This window comes from Metapseudomonas boanensis (assembly GCF_042232855.1).
GTDB classification, from domain to species: Bacteria; Pseudomonadota; Gammaproteobacteria; order Pseudomonadales; family Pseudomonadaceae; genus Metapseudomonas; species Metapseudomonas boanensis.
Genome location: NZ_CP113889.1, coordinates 2221965 through 2240992, shown reverse-complemented (window position 1 = coordinate 2240992; position 19028 = coordinate 2221965). Strand labels below are relative to the sequence as shown.

General features: G+C 63.8%; 16 protein-coding genes. 5 read left to right on the top strand and 11 right to left on the bottom strand.

The window, feature by feature from the left end:
• The first annotated feature begins 157 nt into the window (after positions 1-157).
• The 3 genes from OXH74_RS10225 (at position 158) to OXH74_RS10215 (ending at position 3487) form a co-directional block, all read left to right on the top strand.
• Complete coding sequence (locus tag OXH74_RS10225; RefSeq protein ID WP_375741111.1) at positions 158-2092, top strand: putative nucleotidyltransferase substrate binding domain-containing protein; 1935 nt, start codon at positions 158-160, stop codon at positions 2090-2092.
• A complete protein-coding gene (locus tag OXH74_RS10220; RefSeq protein WP_375741110.1) occupies positions 2089-2793 on the top strand; it encodes a PolC-type DNA polymerase III in 705 nt (234 codons plus the stop codon). The genes OXH74_RS10225 and OXH74_RS10220 overlap by 4 nt, the downstream gene beginning before the upstream one ends.
• Positions 2794-2863: 70 nt before the next feature.
• Entirely contained in the window at positions 2864-3487 is a 624-nt protein-coding gene (locus OXH74_RS10215) for a glutathione S-transferase family protein (protein ID WP_375741109.1), read from the top strand.
• Positions 3488-3562: 75 nt separating this feature from the next.
• Here OXH74_RS10215 and OXH74_RS10210 read toward each other — a convergent pair whose 3' ends face one another.
• Positions 3563-3997, bottom strand: coding sequence for a CBS domain-containing protein (locus OXH74_RS10210; RefSeq protein ID WP_215380911.1), 435 nt, complete (start codon positions 3995-3997; stop codon positions 3563-3565).
• A gap of 358 nt (positions 3998-4355) precedes the next feature.
• Positions 4356-4868: an ATP-dependent zinc protease gene (locus OXH74_RS10205; RefSeq protein ID WP_375741108.1), complete on the bottom strand. Its 513-nt coding sequence runs from the start codon at positions 4866-4868 to the stop codon at positions 4356-4358.
• A gap of 210 nt (positions 4869-5078) precedes the next feature.
• Here OXH74_RS10205 and OXH74_RS10200 point away from each other — a divergent pair, with 210 nt between their 5' ends.
• The gene (locus OXH74_RS10200) at positions 5079-5978 is read left to right on the top strand and encodes an acyltransferase (RefSeq protein WP_375741107.1); all 900 of its coding nucleotides are present in this window, start codon (positions 5079-5081) and stop codon (positions 5976-5978) included.
• A gap of 9 nt (positions 5979-5987) precedes the next feature.
• On the opposite strand, the gene OXH74_RS10195 is transcribed toward OXH74_RS10200, so the two are convergent.
• From OXH74_RS10195 to glyA, 8 genes are all read right to left on the bottom strand, one after another.
• A complete protein-coding gene (locus tag OXH74_RS10195) occupies positions 5988-6650 on the bottom strand; it encodes a DUF2780 domain-containing protein (protein ID WP_375741106.1) in 663 nt (220 codons plus the stop codon).
• Between the two features lie 226 nt (positions 6651-6876).
• Positions 6877-8076, bottom strand: coding sequence for a formaldehyde dehydrogenase, glutathione-independent (fdhA, locus tag OXH74_RS10190; protein WP_375741105.1), 1200 nt, complete (start codon positions 8074-8076; stop codon positions 6877-6879).
• Between the two features lie 215 nt (positions 8077-8291).
• Positions 8292-9155, bottom strand: a complete 864-nt coding sequence (gene purU, locus OXH74_RS10185) for a formyltetrahydrofolate deformylase (protein WP_375741104.1) — start codon at positions 9153-9155, stop codon at positions 8292-8294.
• 62 nt (positions 9156-9217) lie between these two features.
• Complete coding sequence (locus OXH74_RS10180; protein ID WP_215380934.1) at positions 9218-9847, bottom strand: sarcosine oxidase subunit gamma; 630 nt, start codon at positions 9845-9847, stop codon at positions 9218-9220.
• Positions 9840-12857 carry a sarcosine oxidase subunit alpha gene (locus tag OXH74_RS10175; protein ID WP_215380937.1) on the bottom strand — a complete coding sequence of 1006 codons (3018 nt, stop codon included), beginning with the start codon at positions 12855-12857 and terminating at the stop codon, positions 9840-9842. Before OXH74_RS10175 ends, OXH74_RS10180 begins: the two co-directional genes overlap by 8 nt.
• Positions 12854-13180 (bottom strand): sarcosine oxidase subunit delta, encoded by a 327-nt coding sequence (locus tag OXH74_RS10170; protein ID WP_215380940.1) that lies wholly within the window; start codon positions 13178-13180, stop codon positions 12854-12856. Before OXH74_RS10170 ends, OXH74_RS10175 begins: the two co-directional genes overlap by 4 nt.
• Positions 13181-13313: 133 nt before the next feature.
• Positions 13314-14564, bottom strand: a complete 1251-nt coding sequence (locus tag OXH74_RS10165) for a sarcosine oxidase subunit beta (protein WP_215380945.1) — start codon at positions 14562-14564, stop codon at positions 13314-13316.
• 15 nt (positions 14565-14579) lie between these two features.
• Entirely contained in the window at positions 14580-15833 is a 1254-nt protein-coding gene (gene glyA, locus OXH74_RS10160; RefSeq protein WP_215380949.1) for a serine hydroxymethyltransferase, read from the bottom strand.
• 505 nt (positions 15834-16338) lie between these two features.
• Between glyA and OXH74_RS10155 the strand changes: the two genes are divergently transcribed.
• Positions 16339-17358 (top strand): GlxA family transcriptional regulator, encoded by a 1020-nt coding sequence (locus tag OXH74_RS10155; RefSeq protein ID WP_375741103.1) that lies wholly within the window; start codon positions 16339-16341, stop codon positions 17356-17358.
• A gap of 209 nt (positions 17359-17567) precedes the next feature.
• On the opposite strand, the gene OXH74_RS10150 is transcribed toward OXH74_RS10155, so the two are convergent.
• A complete protein-coding gene (locus tag OXH74_RS10150) occupies positions 17568-18962 on the bottom strand; it encodes a purine-cytosine permease family protein (protein WP_375741102.1) in 1395 nt (464 codons plus the stop codon).
• Positions 18963-19028: the final 66 nt, after the last annotated feature.

Here is a 19028-nt window from a genome sequence, read left to right as displayed (position 1 = left end):
TTCAGATGCCTGAAAGCCCTAATGAGTTCCATTACCATGAAACTTCCCGCCGAACGGTAAGAAACCTCCGACGCTCAACCACCTAGACTTAGGTCCAATGGGCGAAAGTGCGGGCTCCCCGCAGCATGAAGCCATCCTCGATAGAACAGGCACGCCCATGACCCAGGCAGATGCCTTTGCCCAAGCCGGCAAACAGGCGGTAATGCAGAACATCCACGGCACCATGGAGCTCCTGCAGAAGTATCCACCGTTCAATCAGATGGAAACCGCCCACCTCGCCTTCATGGTCGAGCATTGCCTGCTGCGCTTCTATGCGGCTGGAGAGTCCATCATCAAGCCGCAGGATGGGCCTGTAGAGCACTTCTACATCGTCAAGCAGGGCCGGGTGGTCGGTGAACGGCCGCACACCGCCCGGCGCGGAACCGAAACCACCTTCGAGATCGCCAGCGGCGAATGCTTCCCGCTGGCCGCACTGCTGGGCGAGCGCGCCACGCGCACCGAGCACCTGGCGGGCGAGGACACCTTCTGCCTGCTGCTGGGCAAGTCTGCCTTCGTCAAGCTGTTCGCCCTCTCCAACCCCTTTCGTGACTTCGCCCTGCGCGGAGTCAGCAGCCTGCTCGATCAGGTCAACCAGCAAGTCCAGCTCCGTGCCGTGGAAACCCTCGGCGCCCAGTACTCGCTCGATACACGCCTGGGCGAACTGGCCGTGCGCCAGCCGATCGCCTGCCCTCCCGACCTACCCCTGCGCGATGCCGTGCGATTGATGCACGAACAGCAGGTGGGCAGTATTGTGATCGTCGGTTCCGACAGGCGGCCCCTGGGCATTTTCACTCTGCGTGATCTGCGCCGCGTCATCGCCGATGCCAGCGCCGACCTGAGCCAGCCAATCAGAGAGCTCATGACCCAGGCCCCGTTCCACCTGCCGCCGACCTCCAGCGCCTTCGACGCGGCCATCGCCATGACCGAGCGGCACATCGCCCATGTCTGCGTGGTGGAGAACGAACGCCTGGTCGGCGTGGTCTCCGAACGCGACCTGTTCTCCCTGCAGCGCGTCGACCTGGTACACCTGGCCCGCACCATTCGTCATGCTGGTCGCGTCGAAACCCTCGCCGCCCTGCGCAGTGAAATCCAGCGCCTGGTGGACAGCATGCTCGCCCACGGCGCCAGCTCGACCCAGATCACCCACATCATCACCCTGCTCAACGACCACACCGTGTGCCGGGTCATCGAGCTGGCGCTGGAAGAACTGGGTGACCCTGGCGTGCCCTTCACCTGGCTGTGCTTCGGCAGCGAAGGGCGCTGCGAACAGACCCTGCACACCGACCAGGACAACGGCATCCTCTTCGAGGCCCGTGATGCCGCCGAGGCTGCTGCCATTCGTGGACGGCTGCTGCCACTGGCCGAGCACATCAATGAAGCCTTGGCACAATGCGGTTTCGATCTGTGCAAGGGCGGCATCATGGCCGGGAACCCGGAGCTCTGCCTCTCTCGCACGGAATGGAGCCGTCGCTTCGCCGGGTTCGTCCGCGAGGCGACACCGGAGAGCCTGCTGGGCTCGAGCATCTACTTCGACCTGCGTGCCGTCTGGGGCCCCACCGAAGGCTGTGAGGCCCTGCACAGCGAGCTGCTCATCCAGATCGCCGACAACAGCCTGTTCCAGCGCTTGATGGCCGAAAACGCACTGCGCCAGCGTCCTCCAGTGGGGCGCTTCCGCGACTTCGTGGTTGCTCGCAAAGGAACCGAGAAAGATACGCTGGATCTCAAGGTGCAAGGCCTGACGCCCTTCGTCGACGGGGCACGCTTGCTGGCCCTGGCTCACGGCATCGACGCCTGCAACACGCTCGATCGACTGCGCGAGCTGGTCGGCCGCGGGGTCATCGATGCCCAGGACGGCGGAGCCTTTGAGGAGGCCTATCACTTCATCCAGCTCACCCGCATGCAGCAGCACCAGCTCCAGGCACGGCAAGGCCTGCCCTACTCCAACCGGCTGGATCCGGACAGCCTCAACCACCTCGACCGGCGCATCCTGCGCGAGTCGTTCCGCCAGGCCCAGCGCCTGCAGAGCAGCCTCGCGCTGCGCTACCAGCTATGAGCGGATTCCCCTGGTTCACCCGCCGCAAGCCCCTCGACCCGGCCATAGCCGAACGTCGAGACCAGCTGCCTGCACCCGCCACCCTGGATGATCGTCCGCTCCGCGAGCAGCGTTTCGTCGTCCTCGACCTGGAAACCAGCGGCCTGAACATGAGCCGTGACCTGGTGCTTTCGATTGGCGCCGTGACCATCGAAGACGGTGCCATCGACCTCGGCAGTCAGTTCGAATCCACCCTCCAGCGTGACGCCGGCAAACCCAGCGCCAGTGTGCTGATCCACGGCATCGCCCCCAGCGCCCTGGCCGCTGGCGTGGATCCGGCTGAAGCCCTGCTCGATTTCATGGAGTTTCTCGGCGACAGCCCGATCCTTGCCTTCCACGCCACTTTCGACCAGCGCATGCTGACCCGCGCGCTCAAGCAGGACCTCGACTACCGCCTGCGCCACTGCTTCCTCGACGTCGCCGAACTGGCGCCGATGCTCTGCCCCGAAGCCGGCATTCGCAACGGTGGCCTGGACGACTGGATCGAACACTTCGGCCTGCAGGTTCAGCAACGTCACCACGCCAGCGCCGATGCGCTGGTGACCGCCGAGATAGCCCTGATTCTCTTCAGCCGAGCCCGCCGCCAAGGCCTCGACAGCCCGGCTGCCCTGGCCTCTGCCCTCGCCCGTAGGCAACGTCGACTGCACGCCCCGGCGTTGTGACAGCCTGCCCGGCCGCTCGCCAATACGGTATAACTTGGCTGTCAAATGCCCCTGTTGCCGAGGACTCCGCATGAGCGCCAGCCTGACCCTCTACCACTCCCCCACCTCACCCTACGTGCGCAAGGTGATGGTGCTGTTGCACGAGACCGGTCAGTTGGACGCGGTGATCCTGCGCGGCGTGCAGCTCTCCCCGGTGCACCCGAGCACGGAGCTGAACGAGCACAACCCGGCCGGCAAGATTCCAGCCCTGGTGCTCCCCGATGGCAGCGTGCTGCATGACAGCCGGGTGATCCTCGACTACCTCGACCACCAGCATCAGGGCACGCCGCTGATCCCCCGCGAGGGGCCCGCTCGCTGGCGCCGGCTGACTCTCGCCTCGCTGGCCGACGCGATGCTCGACGCTGCCGTCCTCACCCGCTACGAGACGTTCCTGCGGCCCGAGGACAAGCGCTGGGATGATTGGGTGCTGGGCCAGTTCAGCAAGATCGACCGTTCCCTGGAAGTCTTCGAGCAAGCCTCTGGCGAGCTTGAGAAACACTTCGACGTCGCCGCCATCAGCCTCGCCTGTGCGCTCGGCTACCTGGACTTCCGCATGCCCGACCTGAACTGGCGCCGTGACTGCCCCCGGCTGGCCGCCTGGTATTCAGCCGTCAGCCTGCGCCCCTCCCTGCAAGCCACCACACCGACACCCTGATCAGTCCGTCTGTGTTGAAGGGCGGCCGGGCTGCTTCGCGGGCAGCAGCCCGGCTGGGTTGGCGGAGCCGATGGCTCAGGCCCCGCGGATGTACTGTTCCAGATGCTGGATCAGGCTTTCCTGCTCGGCGGTGATATCGCGCACCAGATCTCGGATGGAGAGCAGCCCCACCAACTTGCCGTTATCCAGCACCGGCAGGTGGCGCAAGTTCTTCTCGGTCATCAGTTGCATGCAGTACTGGTTACTGTCGCGCGGGGCGACCACGAACAGATTGGAGGTCATGACCTCCTCGATGCCGGTGGCGTAGGCGGAGCGCTCCAATGCAGCCACACGACGCACGAAGTCACGCTCGGTGACGATGCCGACCAACTCGCCGGCTTCCATCACCACCAATGCGCCGATGTCCTTCTCGGCCATCAGCAAGGCGGCTTCCAGCACAGTCGTCGTCGGGCTGACGCTGAAGATTTGGGTATGGGACTTGGCTCTGAGTATCTCGGCAACGGTTTTCATGCACGGGCTCCTGGGTGTCTGTAGTTCTTGTAGTCCAGCGTCGGCGCTTGGACGAGTGCCGAATCAAGAATCAAGCCAAAAGCTGTTTACGAAATGGCGACACCCAACGAAAAGCAGGGCGCCTTTGCCGATCACTTATAGACGATGCACGCTCGCCCGGGCGCCGCGAGGCGGCAGTCGCTTATCAATCCGCGACCGCAGGCAATGACGACCAGAGCAGAGCACCACACGAGTTGAAGCGCAAGAGCCTCAGGGTGGTGCTTCTGCGCCCTGAGGTTGGGCGCTACGCGTAGAAGGAACGCTCGGATCCTTGAACTGGAAGGCCGCCCAACGCGTCAAGCGGCCTCGTCCGGTCATATCAGCATTGCGGTTTGCCGGCAGCAAACTTCTGCCCCGGGTAGACGGCAGCCTTGAACTCGCGCAGAGCCTTGGCGCCGATCAGCAAGGGGTAGTTGAAGCTGCTGCGGTCGGCAAGGTTGACCTCTACCGTGCGTTTCACGCCTCCCAGGCACATTTCCATGTCCACCACCGGGCGCTTGGACACTTCCGCCGAGGGTGCCTCGTCCTCCTCGCTCTGCTCGCCGGCGCGGTTCTTGATTTTGCTCATGCGCGACAGTCGATGCTCGAAGACAGTGTCGTCCGCGTTCCTGGTGGCCAGTCGAAAGCGTACCCAGTCCTCACCGTCGCGCGTGAAGCGCTCGATATCCTTCGCCGACAGCGAAGCGGTCAATGCCCCTGTGTCCATCTTGGCCTTCAGGGTCTGGCCGATCTCCGGCAGCCGCACGTACTCGTAGCGACCGTAGAGAGTAGGTTCCTCGGTGGCGAACACCGGCAGGGCCACCAGTGACAGCAGGGCAATCAGACGTTTCAAGAAGCTTCTCCTCGTCAATGACTACGGTTTTGGGACTGACCTAGCGGCCAATGGTTCGACGGTGCGCTCCACTAGGCAAGGTATTTCGCCCGCAAGCGCGCCGACTTTCACACTGCGTGTCTCCGGCTCGCGAGCTGGCCAGCGGCTTGGGCGCTTCCCATTCCCTGCGTATCATGGCGCTCAAACAACAGGCCGAGGAGCCAAGGAGCCATGCGGGCACTGCTGACCGGAATTGCCACCACCCTGCTGTTGCTGCTCAACACCCTGACTCTGATCGGCCCGATGCTGCTGATCGCCCTGCTCAAGGTTGTCCTGCCCGGCCAGAACCTGCGCGACGCCTGCTCGCGTGGCGTGATGTGGGTCGCCGAAGCCTGGGCCGAGAACGACAAGCGCATTTTCGCCGCCCTCATCCCGACGCACTGGGACATCCGTGGCGGCGATGGCATGCGCAAAGACACTTCCTACCTGGTCATCAGCAACCACCAGTCCTGGGTCGACATCCCGGCCCTGGTGCAGGCTTTCAATCGCAAGGCGCCCTACTTCAAGTTCTTCCTGAAAAAAGAGCTGATCTGGGTTCCATTCCTTGGGCTAGCCTTCTGGGCGCTGGACTACCCCTTCATGAAGCGCTACTCCAAGGCCTTCCTCGAAAAGCACCCGGAGATGAAGGGCAAGGACCTGGAAATCACCAAGACGGCCTGCGAGAAGTTCAAGCGCCTGCCGGTCACCGTGGTCAACTACTTGGAAGGCACCCGCTGCACCCCCGCCAAGCAGGCCCGGCAAGGGTCGCCCTACCGACACTTGCTGAAGCCGAAGTCTGGCGGTGTCGCCTTCGTCCTCGCGGCGCTGGGCGAGCAATTGGACGCGATCCTCGACGTCACCCTGGTCTACCCTGGCAACGGCGTCCCCGGTTTCTGGGCCCTGCTCAGCGGTCAGGTGCCCCGGGTCATCGTCGACATCCAGACCCGCGAACTGGACCCGGCCCTGTGGCAGGGTGACTACGAGAACGATGCCAAATTCCGCCAGTCCGTCCAGGGCTGGGTCAACCAATTATGGGAAGAGAAAGATGCGCGCATCGACCAGTTGCGCGCAGAGCTGAACAGAAACGCCTGAACGGGCACCTCAGGTCGAGGTGCCATTTACCACCGGCACGGCCGGCGCGACCGGCACCAAAGGCTGCAGGCCCGGATTGACCTGGGGCGTGGTCCACTTCCAGATATTGCCAAGGTTCTGCAGCAGTGAGCTGGTCAGGCCCTGTTGGCCGAGGAACGACAGGATCAGCGGTGCGAACTGGGCGATCAGGCCGCCATCCATGCCCAGGTTGCCAAAGGCCTGGGTGACGTCGGCCATGTTGTTCATCTGACCGGCCAGCACACCGGGCTGGTTGCCCAGGCCACCGGTCGCCGGTTGCCCGAGCAAACCGCCCAAGCCACCCAATCCATTGAGCAGCCCCATGGTGTTGGGATCGGTCAACATGCCGACTCCCGGTACCGCTTGATCGAGTTGGGCAAACTCGTCGGCCGGCAGGTTATTGCGTGCCAGGCCGAACAACGCCGCGGCGCCGCCGATGGCCTGCTCCGGGGTGATCTGCAATTGGCCGCCCAACTGGTTCACCAAAGCTGCGGTTTCCGCCGGCGCTATGCCCGGGGCGGTGCTTTGCGCTGTTCCGGTCCCGGCGCCACTCGCTGCGGCGGCGGACACCACATCACTGAGGGTAACGGCGAATACCGGGCTGGCCGCCAACGTCAGCAAAGTGGCCAGGGTCAGGATTCGGGGGGTGTGCATAGTCGACCTCGAGGTTTGAGCCGTGCCGGAACACTGCGTACCGGCCGGTGAGCGGAAACTCGAGGATATGACTACGCGGAGGGGGCCAGCGTTCCCGGCATTCCGTCGGCTCGTCCCACTGCCCCACCGGGTTTCGGAGAAGCACCAAAAAAAAAGGAGCCCGAAGGCTCCTTGAGGACAGACGCCGCGGCTGTCACACCCACGGCGTCGGGGGTACTGCAGTCGATCAGGCTGCGCTGAAGGTCTTGTGCGGGTCGATGACGAATTTCTTCGGCACGCCAGCATCGAACTCGTGGTAGCCGTTGGGGGCCTGGTCCAGGCTGATGACCTGCACGCCCACCACTTCGGCAATGTTGATGCGGTCCCACATGATGGCCTGCATCAGTGCGCGGTTGTACTTCATCACCGGGGTCTGGCCGGTGTGGAAGCTGTGGGACTTGGCCCAGCCGAGGCCGAAACGGATGCTCAGGCTGCCGATCTTGGCGGCAGCATCGGTCGCGCCCGGGTCTTCGGTGACGTAGAGGCCGGGAATACCGATCTTGCCGGCCACGCGGGTGACCTGCATCAGCGAGTTGAGCACGGTAGCCGGGGCTTCGTGCTGGGCACCGGAATGGCCATGGCCGCGTGCTTCGAAGCCTACGGCGTCGATGGCGCAATCCACCTCAGGCTCACCCAGCAGAGCCGCGATCTGCTCGTGCAGCGGGGTGTCCTGGGACAGGTCGGCGATCTCGAAGCCCTGCGCCTTGGCATGCACCAGACGCACCGGGTTGACGTCACCGACGATCACCACGGCCGCGCCCAGCAGACGGGCAGAGGCGGCAGCGGCCAGGCCCACAGGACCAGCGCCGGCCACATACACGGTGCTGCCCGGGCCAACGCCGGCGGTGACCGCGCCGTGGTAACCGGTGGGCAGGATGTCGGACAGGCAGGTCAGGTCACGGATTTTCTCCATGGCCTTGTCGCGGTCCGGCAGCTTGAGCAGGTTGAAGTCGGCGTAGGGCACCAGCACGTATTCGGCCTGGCCACCGGTCCAGTCGCCCATGTCGACGTAACCGTAAGCACCCCCGGCGCGGGCGGGGTTGACGGTCAGGCACACGCCAGTGTGTTGTTCCTTGCAGGAGCGGCAGCGGCCGCAGGCGACGTTGAAGGGCACGGAAACCAGGTCGCCGATCTGCAGGTTCTCGACGTCACGGCCCTTCTCGATCACCTCACCGGTGATCTCGTGGCCAAGCACCAGGCCGACCTGGGCGGTGGTACGGCCGCGCACCATGTGCTGGTCCGAGCCGCAGATATTGGTGGAAACAACTTTCAGGATGACCCCGTGCTCGATCTTGCGACCGCGCGGATCCTGCATTTTTGGATAGTCGATCTTCTGGACTTCGACCTTGCCTGCGCCGAGATAAACGACACCACGATTACCAGACATGCGTAATTCTCCTTTGTTGTTGTGAATACAAAGGCGCGACCGACGGCCGCGCGGCCTTGTACTGGAGCTTGCGTCTGTTGCTGGGCACCGCCGGTAAACCTGGCAGAGCGGTCCCCCTAAATGCTGCTGTTGCCCGGACTTCAGCCCGGGAAACTGCCCACCTCCGGTCCCGGACTGAAGTCCGGGCTACGTTCTGGCGGGCAGGGATTTCTAGGTCATGCGTTGAGCACAACCGTGCGGTTGGCGTTGAGGAACACACGGCGTTCGATGTGGTAACCCACGGCCTTGGCCAGGGTCAGGCACTCGATGTCCCGGCCCTTGGCAATCAGGTCTTCGGGGTAATGGGCGTGATCCACGGACTCCACGCCCTGGGCGATGATCGGGCCTTCGTCCAGGTCGTTGTTGATGTAATGAGCGGTGGCGCCCACCAGCTTGACCCCCTTCTGATAGGCCTGGTGGTAGGGCTTGGCGCCCTTGAAGCCGGGCAGCAGGGAGTGGTGGATGTTGATCGCCCAGCCGTCCAGCTTGCGGCACAGTTCGGGCGAGAGCACCTGCATGTAGCGGGCGAGCACGACCAGTTCGGCGCCGGTCTCCTCAATCACCTGCAAGACCTTGCGCTCCTGCGCCGGCTTGTCGTTAGGATCAAGGGGGAAGTGGTAGTAGGGAATGTCGTGCCAGCGGGCCAGCGGCTCGAGATCAGGGTGGTTGGATACCACCGCGACAACGTCCATGGCCAGTTGGCCAATGCGCTGACGGTAGAGCAAGTCGTTCAGGCAGTGATCGGCTTTGGACACCATCAACACCACCTTGGCGCGATAGCCCGGTGGCGTCAGCTCGGTCTGCATGTCGAAGGGTGCCAGGCGCTCCGCAAGGCCAGAACGGAAGGCCTGCTCGTCGAAGTTGTCCGGTTGGCGGAACTCAACACGAATGAAGAAGCGCGAGGAGAGCCGGTCATCGAAAGAGTGGTGTTCGGTGACATAGCAGCGCTGCTCGTAGAGAAAGCGCGTCACCGCATCCACGGTGCCGAGCACGCTCGGGCAATGGGCGGTGAGAATCCAGGTATCGGGGGTGCGGCTCATATGCGGACTCCGATGGTTATCCCCCCTCTCCCGGAGGGAGAGGGGGGCTATCCGTGCATGCCTCAGGCCTTCACCGCCAAACCGAACTCGGCGCTGGCATCCTGCAGCCAGAGCCAGATGTAGTCGGCGAAGCTGCGGCGAACCAGCAGTTCCCAGGTGTCTTCGCCAGTATGGCGAATCACCAGTTGGGACTTGGCGAAGTTGGTGCCCACCGCCTTGCCCACCGGGAAGTTGCTCGGGTGCACGTCATAGGACGTGGACTTCATCAGCACTTCGCGGGCATGGGCCCCGGACAGTTCCAGGACGGTCTGGCCACCGCTGACGTTGACTACCGAGATGTGCTGCCCCTCCAGCGCCTTGCGCAGACGCTGTTCGGTGGCGAACTCCTCGCCGCTCGGCACGATCAACAGCCACTCGTCCGGCCCCAGCCACTGCAGCGAGGTGTCGCCGCTGGCCACCAGGGTCAGGGCCACCGGCAGCTCCAGGCCGAGGGCGCTGTGCACGCCACCGGCGAAGGCAGGGTCCTTGGCATCACCACGAATCACCAGGTGGCCGAGGAGTTTCCTCTCGCGCAGGATCACTCCTGCGCTGCTCTTGCCCTTGCGCGCCAGCTCGTCGAGGCCGGCGTGGAACAGCGGCGACTCGGCCTGGGCTTTTTCGGGGCGCTGTTTGTAGACGTTCACGTTAGACATTCTGGCGATCCCCTTTCGGGTCATAGAACACGGAGCTGCAGATTTCGGCTTCGATCACGCTGCCATCGGCGAGTGGCGCGAACACGCGTTCGCCCATGCGCTTCAGGCCACCCTTGACCACGGCCATGGCAAAGGAATAGCCCAAGGTCGCGCTCATGTAGCTGGAGGTGACGTGGCCGACCATCTTCATCGGGATGGACTGCTTCGGATCGAACACCAGCTGGGCGCCTTCCGGCAGCACCTGGTTCGGGTCGATGGGCTTGAGGCCCACCAGCTGCTTGCGGTCTTCGCGCAGGCTGTCTTCGCGGTTCATGCCGCGCCAGCCGATCCAGGAGAAGGACTTGTTGCGACCGACGCACCAGCCCATGTTCAGATCGTCCGGGGTCACCGAACCGTCAGTGTCCTGACCGACGATGATGAAGCCCTTCTCGGCCCGCAGTACGTGCATGGTTTCAGTGCCGTACGGGGTCAGGTTGTACTTCTTGCCGGCCTCGACGATCTTCTCCCACACGCCCAGGGCGTAGTCGGCCTGCACGTTCACTTCGTACGACAGTTCGCCGGTGAAGGAAATGCGGAACACCCGCGCCGGGACGCCGCCAACCAGGCCTTCCTTCCAGCTCATGAACGGGAAACCGTCCTTGTCCAGATCGATGTCGGTGACCTCGGCGAGCAGCTTGCGGCTGTTCGGGCCGGACAGGGTCATGGTGGCCCAATGGTCGGTCACCGAGGTGAAGTACACCTTCAGCTCCGGCCATTCGGTCTGGTGGTAGATCTCCAGCCACTCCATCACACGCGCGGCACCGCCGGTGGTGGTGGTCATCACGAAGTGGTTCTCGGCGAGGCACGCGGTCACGCCGTCGTCGAAGACCATGCCGTCTTCCTTGCACATCAGGCCGTAGCGGGCCTTGCCCACGTCCAGCTTGGTCCAGGCGTTGGTGTAGACACGGTTGAGGAACTCGCGCGCATCCGGGCCCTGGATGTCGATCTTGCCCAGGGTCGAGGCATCGAGGATGCCCACGCTGTCACGCACGGCCTTGCATTCGCGGGCCACGGCGGCATGCATGTCTTCGCCGCGCTTGGGGAAGTACCACGGGCGCTTCCACTGGCCGACATCCTCGAACTCGGCGCCCTGCGCCAGGTGCCAGCGATGCATGGCGGTGTAACGCTTGGGCTCGAACAGGTGACCGCAATGACGACCGGCGACAGCGCCAAAAGTCACCGGGGTGTAGTTCGGGCGGAACATGGTGGTGCCCATTTCCGGGATGCTGATACCCATCGAGCGAGCCGCAATGGCCAGACCGTTGATGTTGCCCAACTTGCCCTGGTCGGTACCGAAGCCCAGCGCGGTGTAGCGCTTGACGTGCTCGACCGACTCGAAGCCCTCGCGGGTGGCCAGCTCGATGCCCGCTGCGGTGACGTCGTTCTGCAGGTCGACGAACTGCTTCGGCGCACGCGAGGTGGACTTGTCGTGCGGCACCTGGAACAGCGCGATCGCCGGTTCATCATTACGCTTCTCGGTCTTCGGCAGCTTGCCTTCGACCGCCTTGAAGCCAGCTTCGGTAGCAGCCTTGACGCCCGCCTCGAAGCCATCGGCCAGTGCATCGCCCAGGCCGAACACACCGTTCACGGCACCGGCGCAATGACGCTTCTGGAAGCCCTCACCCGGAACGAAAGCGAGTATGTCTTCACGCCAGGTCGGCTTGCCGCCCAGATGCGACGCCAGGTGCACGACCGGGCTGTAACCGCCAGAGGTGACGATCAGGTCGCAGTCGAGTACTTCGCCCGGGCTGGTGACCTTGAAGCTCTTCAGGTCGACGGCGCAGATGCGTGCACCGGTGACACGCTTGCTGCCGCGGGCTTCGACCACGGCGCTGCCGGTGAGGATGCGCACGCCACGGGCGCGGGCCTCTTCGACCCAGGTGCCGCGCGGGTTGCTGCGGGCATCAGCCACGGCGACGACCTGCTGGCCGGCATCCAGCCAGTCCAGGACCACGCGGTAGGCATAATCGTTGTTGGTGGACAGCACCAGCTGGCGGCCCGGCGCTACACCGTAGCGACGAACGTAGGTGGATACGGCACCGGCCAGCATGTTGCCGGGCACGTCGTTGTTGGCATACACCAGCGGACGCTCATGAGCGCCAGCAGCCAGTACCACACGCTTGGCGCGGACACGGTGCACGCGATGGCGGACCTGGCCATGGGGCGCGACTTCACCGAGGTGATCGGTCAGGCGCTGGTGGATGGTGAGGAAGTTGTGATCGTGATAGCCGTTCACCGTGGCACGCGGCAGCAGGGTGACTTCCGGCATCTTCTCCAGTTCAGCGATGGCCTGTGCCACCCACTCGCTGGCAGGCTTGCCGTCCAGGGTCTCGCGGGTATCCAGCAGGCTGCCGCCGAACTCTTCCTGTTCGTCAGCCAGGATCACGCGGGCACCGCTGCGGCCGGCGGCCAGGGCTGCGGCCAGCCCTGCAGGGCCAGCACCGACCACCAGCACGTCGCAGTACTGGTTCATGTGATCGTAGATGTCCGGATCGACCTCAAGCGGCGCACGACCCAGGCCAGCAGCCTTGCGGATGTACTTCTCGTAGGTCAGCCACAGGTTCTGCGGGTACATGAAGGTCTTGTAGTAGAACCCGGGCGGCATCATCTTGCCGCCGACCTTGCCGAGGATGCCCATCACGTCGTTATTGACGTTCGGCCAGCCGTTGGTGCTGGTAGCCACCAGGCCTGCATACAGGGCCTGCTGGGTGGCACGCACGTTCGGCACCTGGGCACTCTCGGTGGAACCGAGTTGCAGCACGGCATTGGGCTCTTCCGCACCGGCAGCAACGATGCCACGCGGACGGGAGTACTTGAAGCTGCGGCCGACGATATCGACGCCGTTGGCCAGCAGGGCTGCGGCCAGGGTGTCACCGGCGAAGCCCTGGTAGTTCTCACCGTTGAAGGTGAAGGTCAGCGGCTGGCTGCGATCGACGCGGCCGCCCTTGGGAAGACGGTTGACCTGGCTCATGCCGTTACTCCTGCGGTCGCGGCTTTCTTCTCGCCGACGGTGGCTTCGGTGACAGAGGGCTTCTCACCGATCTTGTAGGTTTCGAGAATCTCGTAGCTCACGGTGTGGCGCGTGGCGTTGAAATACTTGCGGCAGCCGGCCGAGTGCACCCACAGCTCGTGGTGGATGCCGCGCGGGTTGTCGCGGAAGAAGATGTAGTCGCCCCACTCCTCGTCGGTGCAGGCGCTCGGGTCCAGCGGACGCGGGATGTGCGCTTGGCCCTTGGCATGGAATTCCTCTTCGGAGCGCAACTCCCCGCAGTAGGGGCAGAAGATGTGCAGCATGATGGTGGTCTCCGGTGAATCTTTGTGTCTCCCCTCTCCCCTTGGGAGAGGGCCCGGCGGTGAGGGGTGTCGGCCTTCGCACGGCCTCAACCACCCTCACCCCAGCCCTCTCCCAGAGGGAGAGGGAGCTCAATCAGTGCGCTACCGCAGCCGCGCCGTGTTCGTCGATCAGCGCGCCTGTGTGGAAGCGATCGATGGAGAACGGCTTGGCCAGCGGGTGCATTTCTCCGCGTGCCAGGCTGGCCGCGAACACATGGCCCGAACCCGGGGTGGCCTTGAAGCCGCCGGTGCCCCAGCCGCAGTTGAAGAACAGGTTCTTCACCGGCGTCTTGGAGATGATCGGGCAAGCGTCCGGCGTCGTGTCGACGATGCCGCCCCACTGACGGTTCATGCGAACCCGCGAGAGGATCGGGAACATCTCCACGATGGCCTGCAGGGTGTGTTCGATGGTCCCGTAGGAGCCGCGCTGGCCGTAGCCGTTGTAGCCGTCGATACCGGCCCCGATGACCAGGTCGCCCTTGTCCGACTGGCTGATGTAGCCATGCACGGCGTTGGACATGATCACGCTGTGGATGATCGGCTTGATCGGCTCGGATACCAGAGCCTGCAACGGGTGAGACTCCAGCGGCAGGCGGAAGCCGGCCTGCTTGGCCATGTGGCCGGAGTTACCCGCGGTGACGACGCCGACGCGCTTGGCGCCGATGAAGCCGCGATTGGTTTCGACACCTATCACAGCGCCGTCCTGCTTGCGGAAGCCGATCACCTCAGTGTTCTGCAGCAGGTCCACGCCCAAGGCGTCAGCGGCACGGGCATAACCCCAGGCAACGGCATCGTGACGGGCCACGCCGCCACGGCGCTGCACGGTGGAGCCCATGATCGGGTAACGGGTGTTCTTGCTGCAGTCCAGGTACGGAATCTCTTCAGCCACCTGGCGGGCGTCGAGCAGCTCGCCATCGACGCCGTTCAGGCGGTTGGCGTTGACCCGACGTGCCGAGTCACGCATGTCCTGCAGGGTGTGGCAGAGGTTGTAGACGCCGCGCTGGGAGAACATGACGTTGTAGTTCAGGTCCTGGGACAGGCCTTCCCACAGCTTCATGGCGTGCTCGTACAGCTGCGCCGCTTCGTCCCACAGGTAGTTGGAGCGGACGATGGTGGTGTTGCGCGCGGTGTTACCGCCGCCCAGCCAGCCCTTCTCCACTACCGCGACGTTCTTCACGCCGAATTCCTTGGCCAGGTAATAGGCGGTTGCCAAGCCATGGCCGCCGCCGCCGACGATGATCACGTCGTAAACCGGCTTCGGCGTTGGGTTGCGCCACATGCGCTGCCAGTTTTCGTGATGGCTCAGGGAGTGCTTGAACAGACCGAAGCCGGAATAACGTTGCATGTTCGGACTCCTGGATTAGCGGTAGACGGGGAAGTCGGCGCAGAGACCGGCGACCTGTTTGGCCACCTGCGCCTCAACATCGGCATCGCCGAGGTGGTCGAGGATGTCGCAGATCCAGCCAGCCAGCTCGATGCTCTGCTCTTCCTTGAAGCCACGGGTGGTGATGGCCGGGGTGCCGATACGCACGCCGGAAGTGACGAACGGCGACTGCGGGTCATTCGGTACAGCGTTCTTGTTCACGGTGATGCCGGCACGGCCGAGGGCAGCGTCCGCCTCTTTGCCGGTCTTGCCCTGCTTGATCAGGCTGACCAGGAACAGATGGTTGTCAGTACCGCCGGAAACCACGTCATAGCCGCGATCCATGAACACCTTTGCCATGGCCTGGGCGTTCTTGATGACCTGGGCCTGGTATTCCTTGAAGCCTGGCTCCAGCGCTTCCTTGAAGCACACGGCCTTGGCAGCGATCACGTGCATCAGCGGGCCGCCCTGGGCGCCGGGGAAGACCGCGGCGTTGAGCTTCTTCTCGATCTCTTCGTTCTTGCGCGCCAGGATCAGGCCGCCACGGGGACCGCGCAGGGTCTTGTGGGTGGTGGTGGTGACCACGTCGGCGTAGGGCAGCGGGTTCGGGTACAGGCCAGCGGCGACCAGGCCGGCGACGTGAGCCATGTCGACGAACAGCAGCGCACCGACCTTGTCCGCGATGGCGCGGAAACGTGGGAAGTCCAGGGTCTTGGAGTAAGCGGAGAAGCCGGCGACGATCATCTTCGGCTTGTGCTCGACGGCCAGGCGCTCGACCTCGTCGTAATCGATCAGGCCAGTGGCGGTATCCAGCCCGTACTGCACGGCGTTATACAGCTTGCCGGACGAGGAAACCTTGGCGCCGTGGGTCAGGTGGCCGCCGTGGGCCAGGCTCATGCCCAGGATGGTGTCACCGGCCTGCAGCAGGGCCAGATAGACCGCGCTGTTGGCCTGGGAGCCGGAGTGCGGCTGGACGTTGGCGTAGTCGGCGCCGAACAGCTCCTTGGCGCGATCGATGGCCAGTTGCTCGACCTTGTCGACGAACTCGCAACCACCGTAGTAACGCTTGCCCGGATAGCCTTCGGCGTACTTGTTGGTCAGGCCGCTGCCCTGGGCCTCCATGACGCGCTTGCTGGTGTAGTTTTCCGAGGCGATCAGCTCGATGTGGTCTTCCTGGCGATGCTCTTCTTCCTGCATCGCACTGAACAGTTCGTCGTCATAACCCTGGATCTGGTCTTGCTTGCTGAACATCGAAGATCTCCCTGCGACAACCTGATGTCGCCTGTATTGTTTGGGGCTACCTACCGCCCGGGTCGAACAGGGCGAGCCGTCCTCCCGCCGGGATTTCCGGTGGGCCTCCGCAACCCGCTGTAATCAGCGGTTTTGCCGGGGGATGGCGCCGCCGGTGAATCCCGGTCGGTTCTAGCCTGTTGCGACCGATTGTGCGAAATACCCATGACCACCGTTTGCCTGTTTGCGACTTCAAAATGCCCAAACTGACCTAGGTGGAAGCGGAAATCCTCCTTATTGCCTACAGAGCATTCCCCAGCGATGAGCGGATACCGCCCAGAACTGCTGAAGAATGCGGACTGGCGGCTGCGGACGCCGCTGATCGCGGGGTGGAATGGGTGTAAGCTTGACCCCGGCGCCAGGCCTTGCCGCGCCGTAAAACAATAAAGAGACATTGCTGCACTTCGACGTCTGCCTCACCCGCCAATACCCAAAAACGACAGTCGATGCAGTGGAGGAAAGTTAGATGGCAGTTGCGAACCTTGCGGTGCCGCCCGTCGACGAAGTTTCGGGAGAGCCCCGTTCAGCCAGAGTGAAGACCTTCGGCTTCCTGCTGATCCCCAACTTCACCACCATCGGCTTCGCTTCGGCGATCGAGACCCTGCGCATGGCCAACCTGGCCGCCAAGCGCACGCTCTTCCGCACCATTCTGATCGCCGCCGACCATGAGCCCGTGCAGGCCAGCAACGGCATGCGTGTCGTGCCCGACCACTCCATTCACGACGCGCCCCAGCTGGACGCCCTGTTCGTGGTCGGTTCCAACCCCATCCCGGCGAAAAACGACCGCAACCTGCTCAACTGGCTGCGCAAGCTGGCCCAACATGACGTGCCTCTGGGCGGCATCTGCACCGGTAGCCACCTGCTGGCCAGCGCCGACCTGCTCAAGGGCTATCGCTGCACCATTCATTGGGAGGACATCGAGCAGCTCAAGGACAAGTTCCCCGGCATCATCATCTCCAACCAGCTGTTCGAGCTGGACCGCGACCGTTACACCTGCTCGGGCGGCACGGCGTCGATGGACATGACCCTGCAGCTGATTGCACGAGAACCCAATGGTGTGGAGATCGCCACCCGTGCGGCTGAACTGCTGCTCTGCGACCGCATGCGCGGCGCCCGTGAACAGCAACGTGTGCCCCTGCGGCAAAAGCTCGGCCACGCCCAGCCGAAACTCAGCCAGATCGTCGCGATAATGGAAGCCAACCTGGAGGAACCGCTGGAGCTGGAAGAGCTGGCGCAGCTCAACGAGGTGTCCGTGCGCCAGCTGGAACGGCTGTTCCACAAGTACCTGGAGCGCACCCCCAGCCAGTACTACCTGGAGCTGCGCCTGAACCGCGCCCGCGACCTGCTGCTGCGCAGCGAGTCCCAGGTACGCGACATCGCCCTGGCCTGCGGCTTCGCCTCGCCAGCGCACTTTTCCAAGTGCTACAGCCGCTTCTTCGGCCACTCCCCCCGCGGTGAGCGCAAGCAGAGCCCGCTGCACGGCTAGGTTCGGCCGCTGGGAAAAACTGCCAGGAAAGGTTGTGGGGGCGAATTCATTCGCGAAGGGCCGTGAAGTTGCCCCCCTCGGACTCTGCAAGACACCCCTGCGGTCTGTTTAGCGAATGAATTGCCCCCACAAAAGAACAGCGCTCACCACCCCGAAAACAGAAACGCCGCCCTCCTCTCGGGGGCGGCGTTTAGTCCAGGGGTCAGGCCTCAGGCGTCCTGTTCGATTCCCCCGTTAAGCGCCGGCACCGGCTTCTTTGCCATCATCCAGTAGGCCAGGCCGGACACCACGATCGCCGGGAAGCTCGCGGTAATCTGGGCGGCAACATCCTTGAAGACGTGGGCCAGGACGAAGTACACCGCAAAGCCCAGTACCAGCGACGCAATCCCCGCCGGGTTCCACCCCGTGCTGCCGTAGTAGGCACCACCGGCCTCAGCGAACAAGTCGGCATCCGAAAGACGTTTGCCACGGATACAGAAGTAGTCCACCAGGATGATCGTCCACAGCGGTATGAACAGGCCGCCGATCACGCCCAGGAATGTTTCGAAGTAGTGCAGGAACGAGTCGAACGCCATCGGTACGAAGCACAGCGCCAGCTGCAGGACGACAATGATCGCCAATGCCTTCTTCGGCGTCAGGCTCTTGAACGCGCCAAGCAGGCCCATGCCGGAGCCGTAGAGCACGGTGACGTTGGTGCTCACGGTGGCGAAAATCAGCACCAGGAAGGACACTAAGCCCAGGCCTAGCGTGGCGAGCGTCGAACTTGGATCGGAGTTGTTCGGGTCGATGCTGCCGGTCTGCAAGGCCACACCAATCGTGCCGATCGCGCCAATGACCATGAACCAGCCCTGGCCGATGTTCAGGCCGAGCCAGCTACCCACGGTCGCGGCTGGCGCCGTCTTGGAGAAGCGTGAGAAGTCCGCCACCTGCGCCCAGGTCCAGGAGAAGCCAAACGCCAGGTCGATGAAGAAAGCCACCGTGTGCGTGGGTGTCGCGACCTTGAAGTCCATGATCTGGCTCAGGTCCCACTGCGACAGGACGATGTAGGTCACCCAGCCGCCGAGCACCAGCAGCAGAACGCCTGCAATGCGCTCCAGGTAACGGATTGCCTCATGGCCGAGGAAGGTGATCACGCCCTGGGCGATAGCGGTCAGCAGGATGCCGAACACCATCGGCCCGGCAGAACCTGGCTGCCCGAACACTGGCCAGCCCCACGCGGCGCCGAAGACATGGGTCAGGGAGATAGCGGCGATGAAACTGTTGACGCTGGGCCAGCCGATCAGCACCAGAAACTGCGCGACGCCGGTCAGTCGTGAGCCCTTGGTACCGAGCGAGGGACGCGATACCACGGCCGTGCTGGCGCCGTAGCGATAACCGATGTAAGCGACAGCGGCCCAAGGGATCATCATCAACGGCAGCCACAGGATGCTGTACTGCAGGACGAAGACCATACCCAAGGCCGCCGCCATGCCGCCGAAGAACCATGAGCCGGTGTTGATGCCCGAACCGAACCAGGTCCAGACCGTATCGACGAAACCATAGCTGCGTTGATCGGGCTTGACCTGGCTGAGGCCGTACTCTTTGTGTGCGTCTGAATTCGACATAGCTGAAACTTCCTCTCGGCCCGCTTGGGGCCCGCTTGTACTTGTTGTTGAAGCCGCTTGTTCGGT

Coding starts and splice junctions, on each gene's coding strand:
- purU (WP_375741104.1), bottom strand. CDS start 9,155: ATGAGCCGCACCCCCGATACCTGGATTCTCACCGCCCATTGCCCGAGC.
- OXH74_RS10220 (WP_375741110.1), top strand. CDS start 2,089: ATGAGCGGATTCCCCTGGTTCACCCGCCGCAAGCCCCTCGACCCGGCC.
- OXH74_RS10170 (WP_215380940.1), bottom strand. CDS start 13,180: ATGCTGCACATCTTCTGCCCCTACTGCGGGGAGTTGCGCTCCGAAGAG.
- OXH74_RS10210 (WP_215380911.1), bottom strand. CDS start 3,997: ATGAAAACCGTTGCCGAGATACTCAGAGCCAAGTCCCATACCCAAATC.
- OXH74_RS10155 (WP_375741103.1), top strand. CDS start 16,339: ATGGCAGTTGCGAACCTTGCGGTGCCGCCCGTCGACGAAGTTTCGGGA.
- OXH74_RS10200 (WP_375741107.1), top strand. CDS start 5,079: ATGCGGGCACTGCTGACCGGAATTGCCACCACCCTGCTGTTGCTGCTC.
- OXH74_RS10175 (WP_215380937.1), bottom strand. CDS start 12,857: ATGAGCCAGGTCAACCGTCTTCCCAAGGGCGGCCGCGTCGATCGCAGC.
- OXH74_RS10215 (WP_375741109.1), top strand. CDS start 2,864: ATGAGCGCCAGCCTGACCCTCTACCACTCCCCCACCTCACCCTACGTG.
- glyA (WP_215380949.1), bottom strand. CDS start 15,833: ATGTTCAGCAAGCAAGACCAGATCCAGGGTTATGACGACGAACTGTTC.
- OXH74_RS10180 (WP_215380934.1), bottom strand. CDS start 9,847: ATGTCTAACGTGAACGTCTACAAACAGCGCCCCGAAAAAGCCCAGGCC.
- OXH74_RS10165 (WP_215380945.1), bottom strand. CDS start 14,564: ATGCAACGTTATTCCGGCTTCGGTCTGTTCAAGCACTCCCTGAGCCAT.
- OXH74_RS10150 (WP_375741102.1), bottom strand. CDS start 18,962: ATGTCGAATTCAGACGCACACAAAGAGTACGGCCTCAGCCAGGTCAAG.
- fdhA (WP_375741105.1), bottom strand. CDS start 8,076: ATGTCTGGTAATCGTGGTGTCGTTTATCTCGGCGCAGGCAAGGTCGAA.
- OXH74_RS10225 (WP_375741111.1), top strand. CDS start 158: ATGACCCAGGCAGATGCCTTTGCCCAAGCCGGCAAACAGGCGGTAATG.
- OXH74_RS10195 (WP_375741106.1), bottom strand. CDS start 6,650: ATGCACACCCCCCGAATCCTGACCCTGGCCACTTTGCTGACGTTGGCG.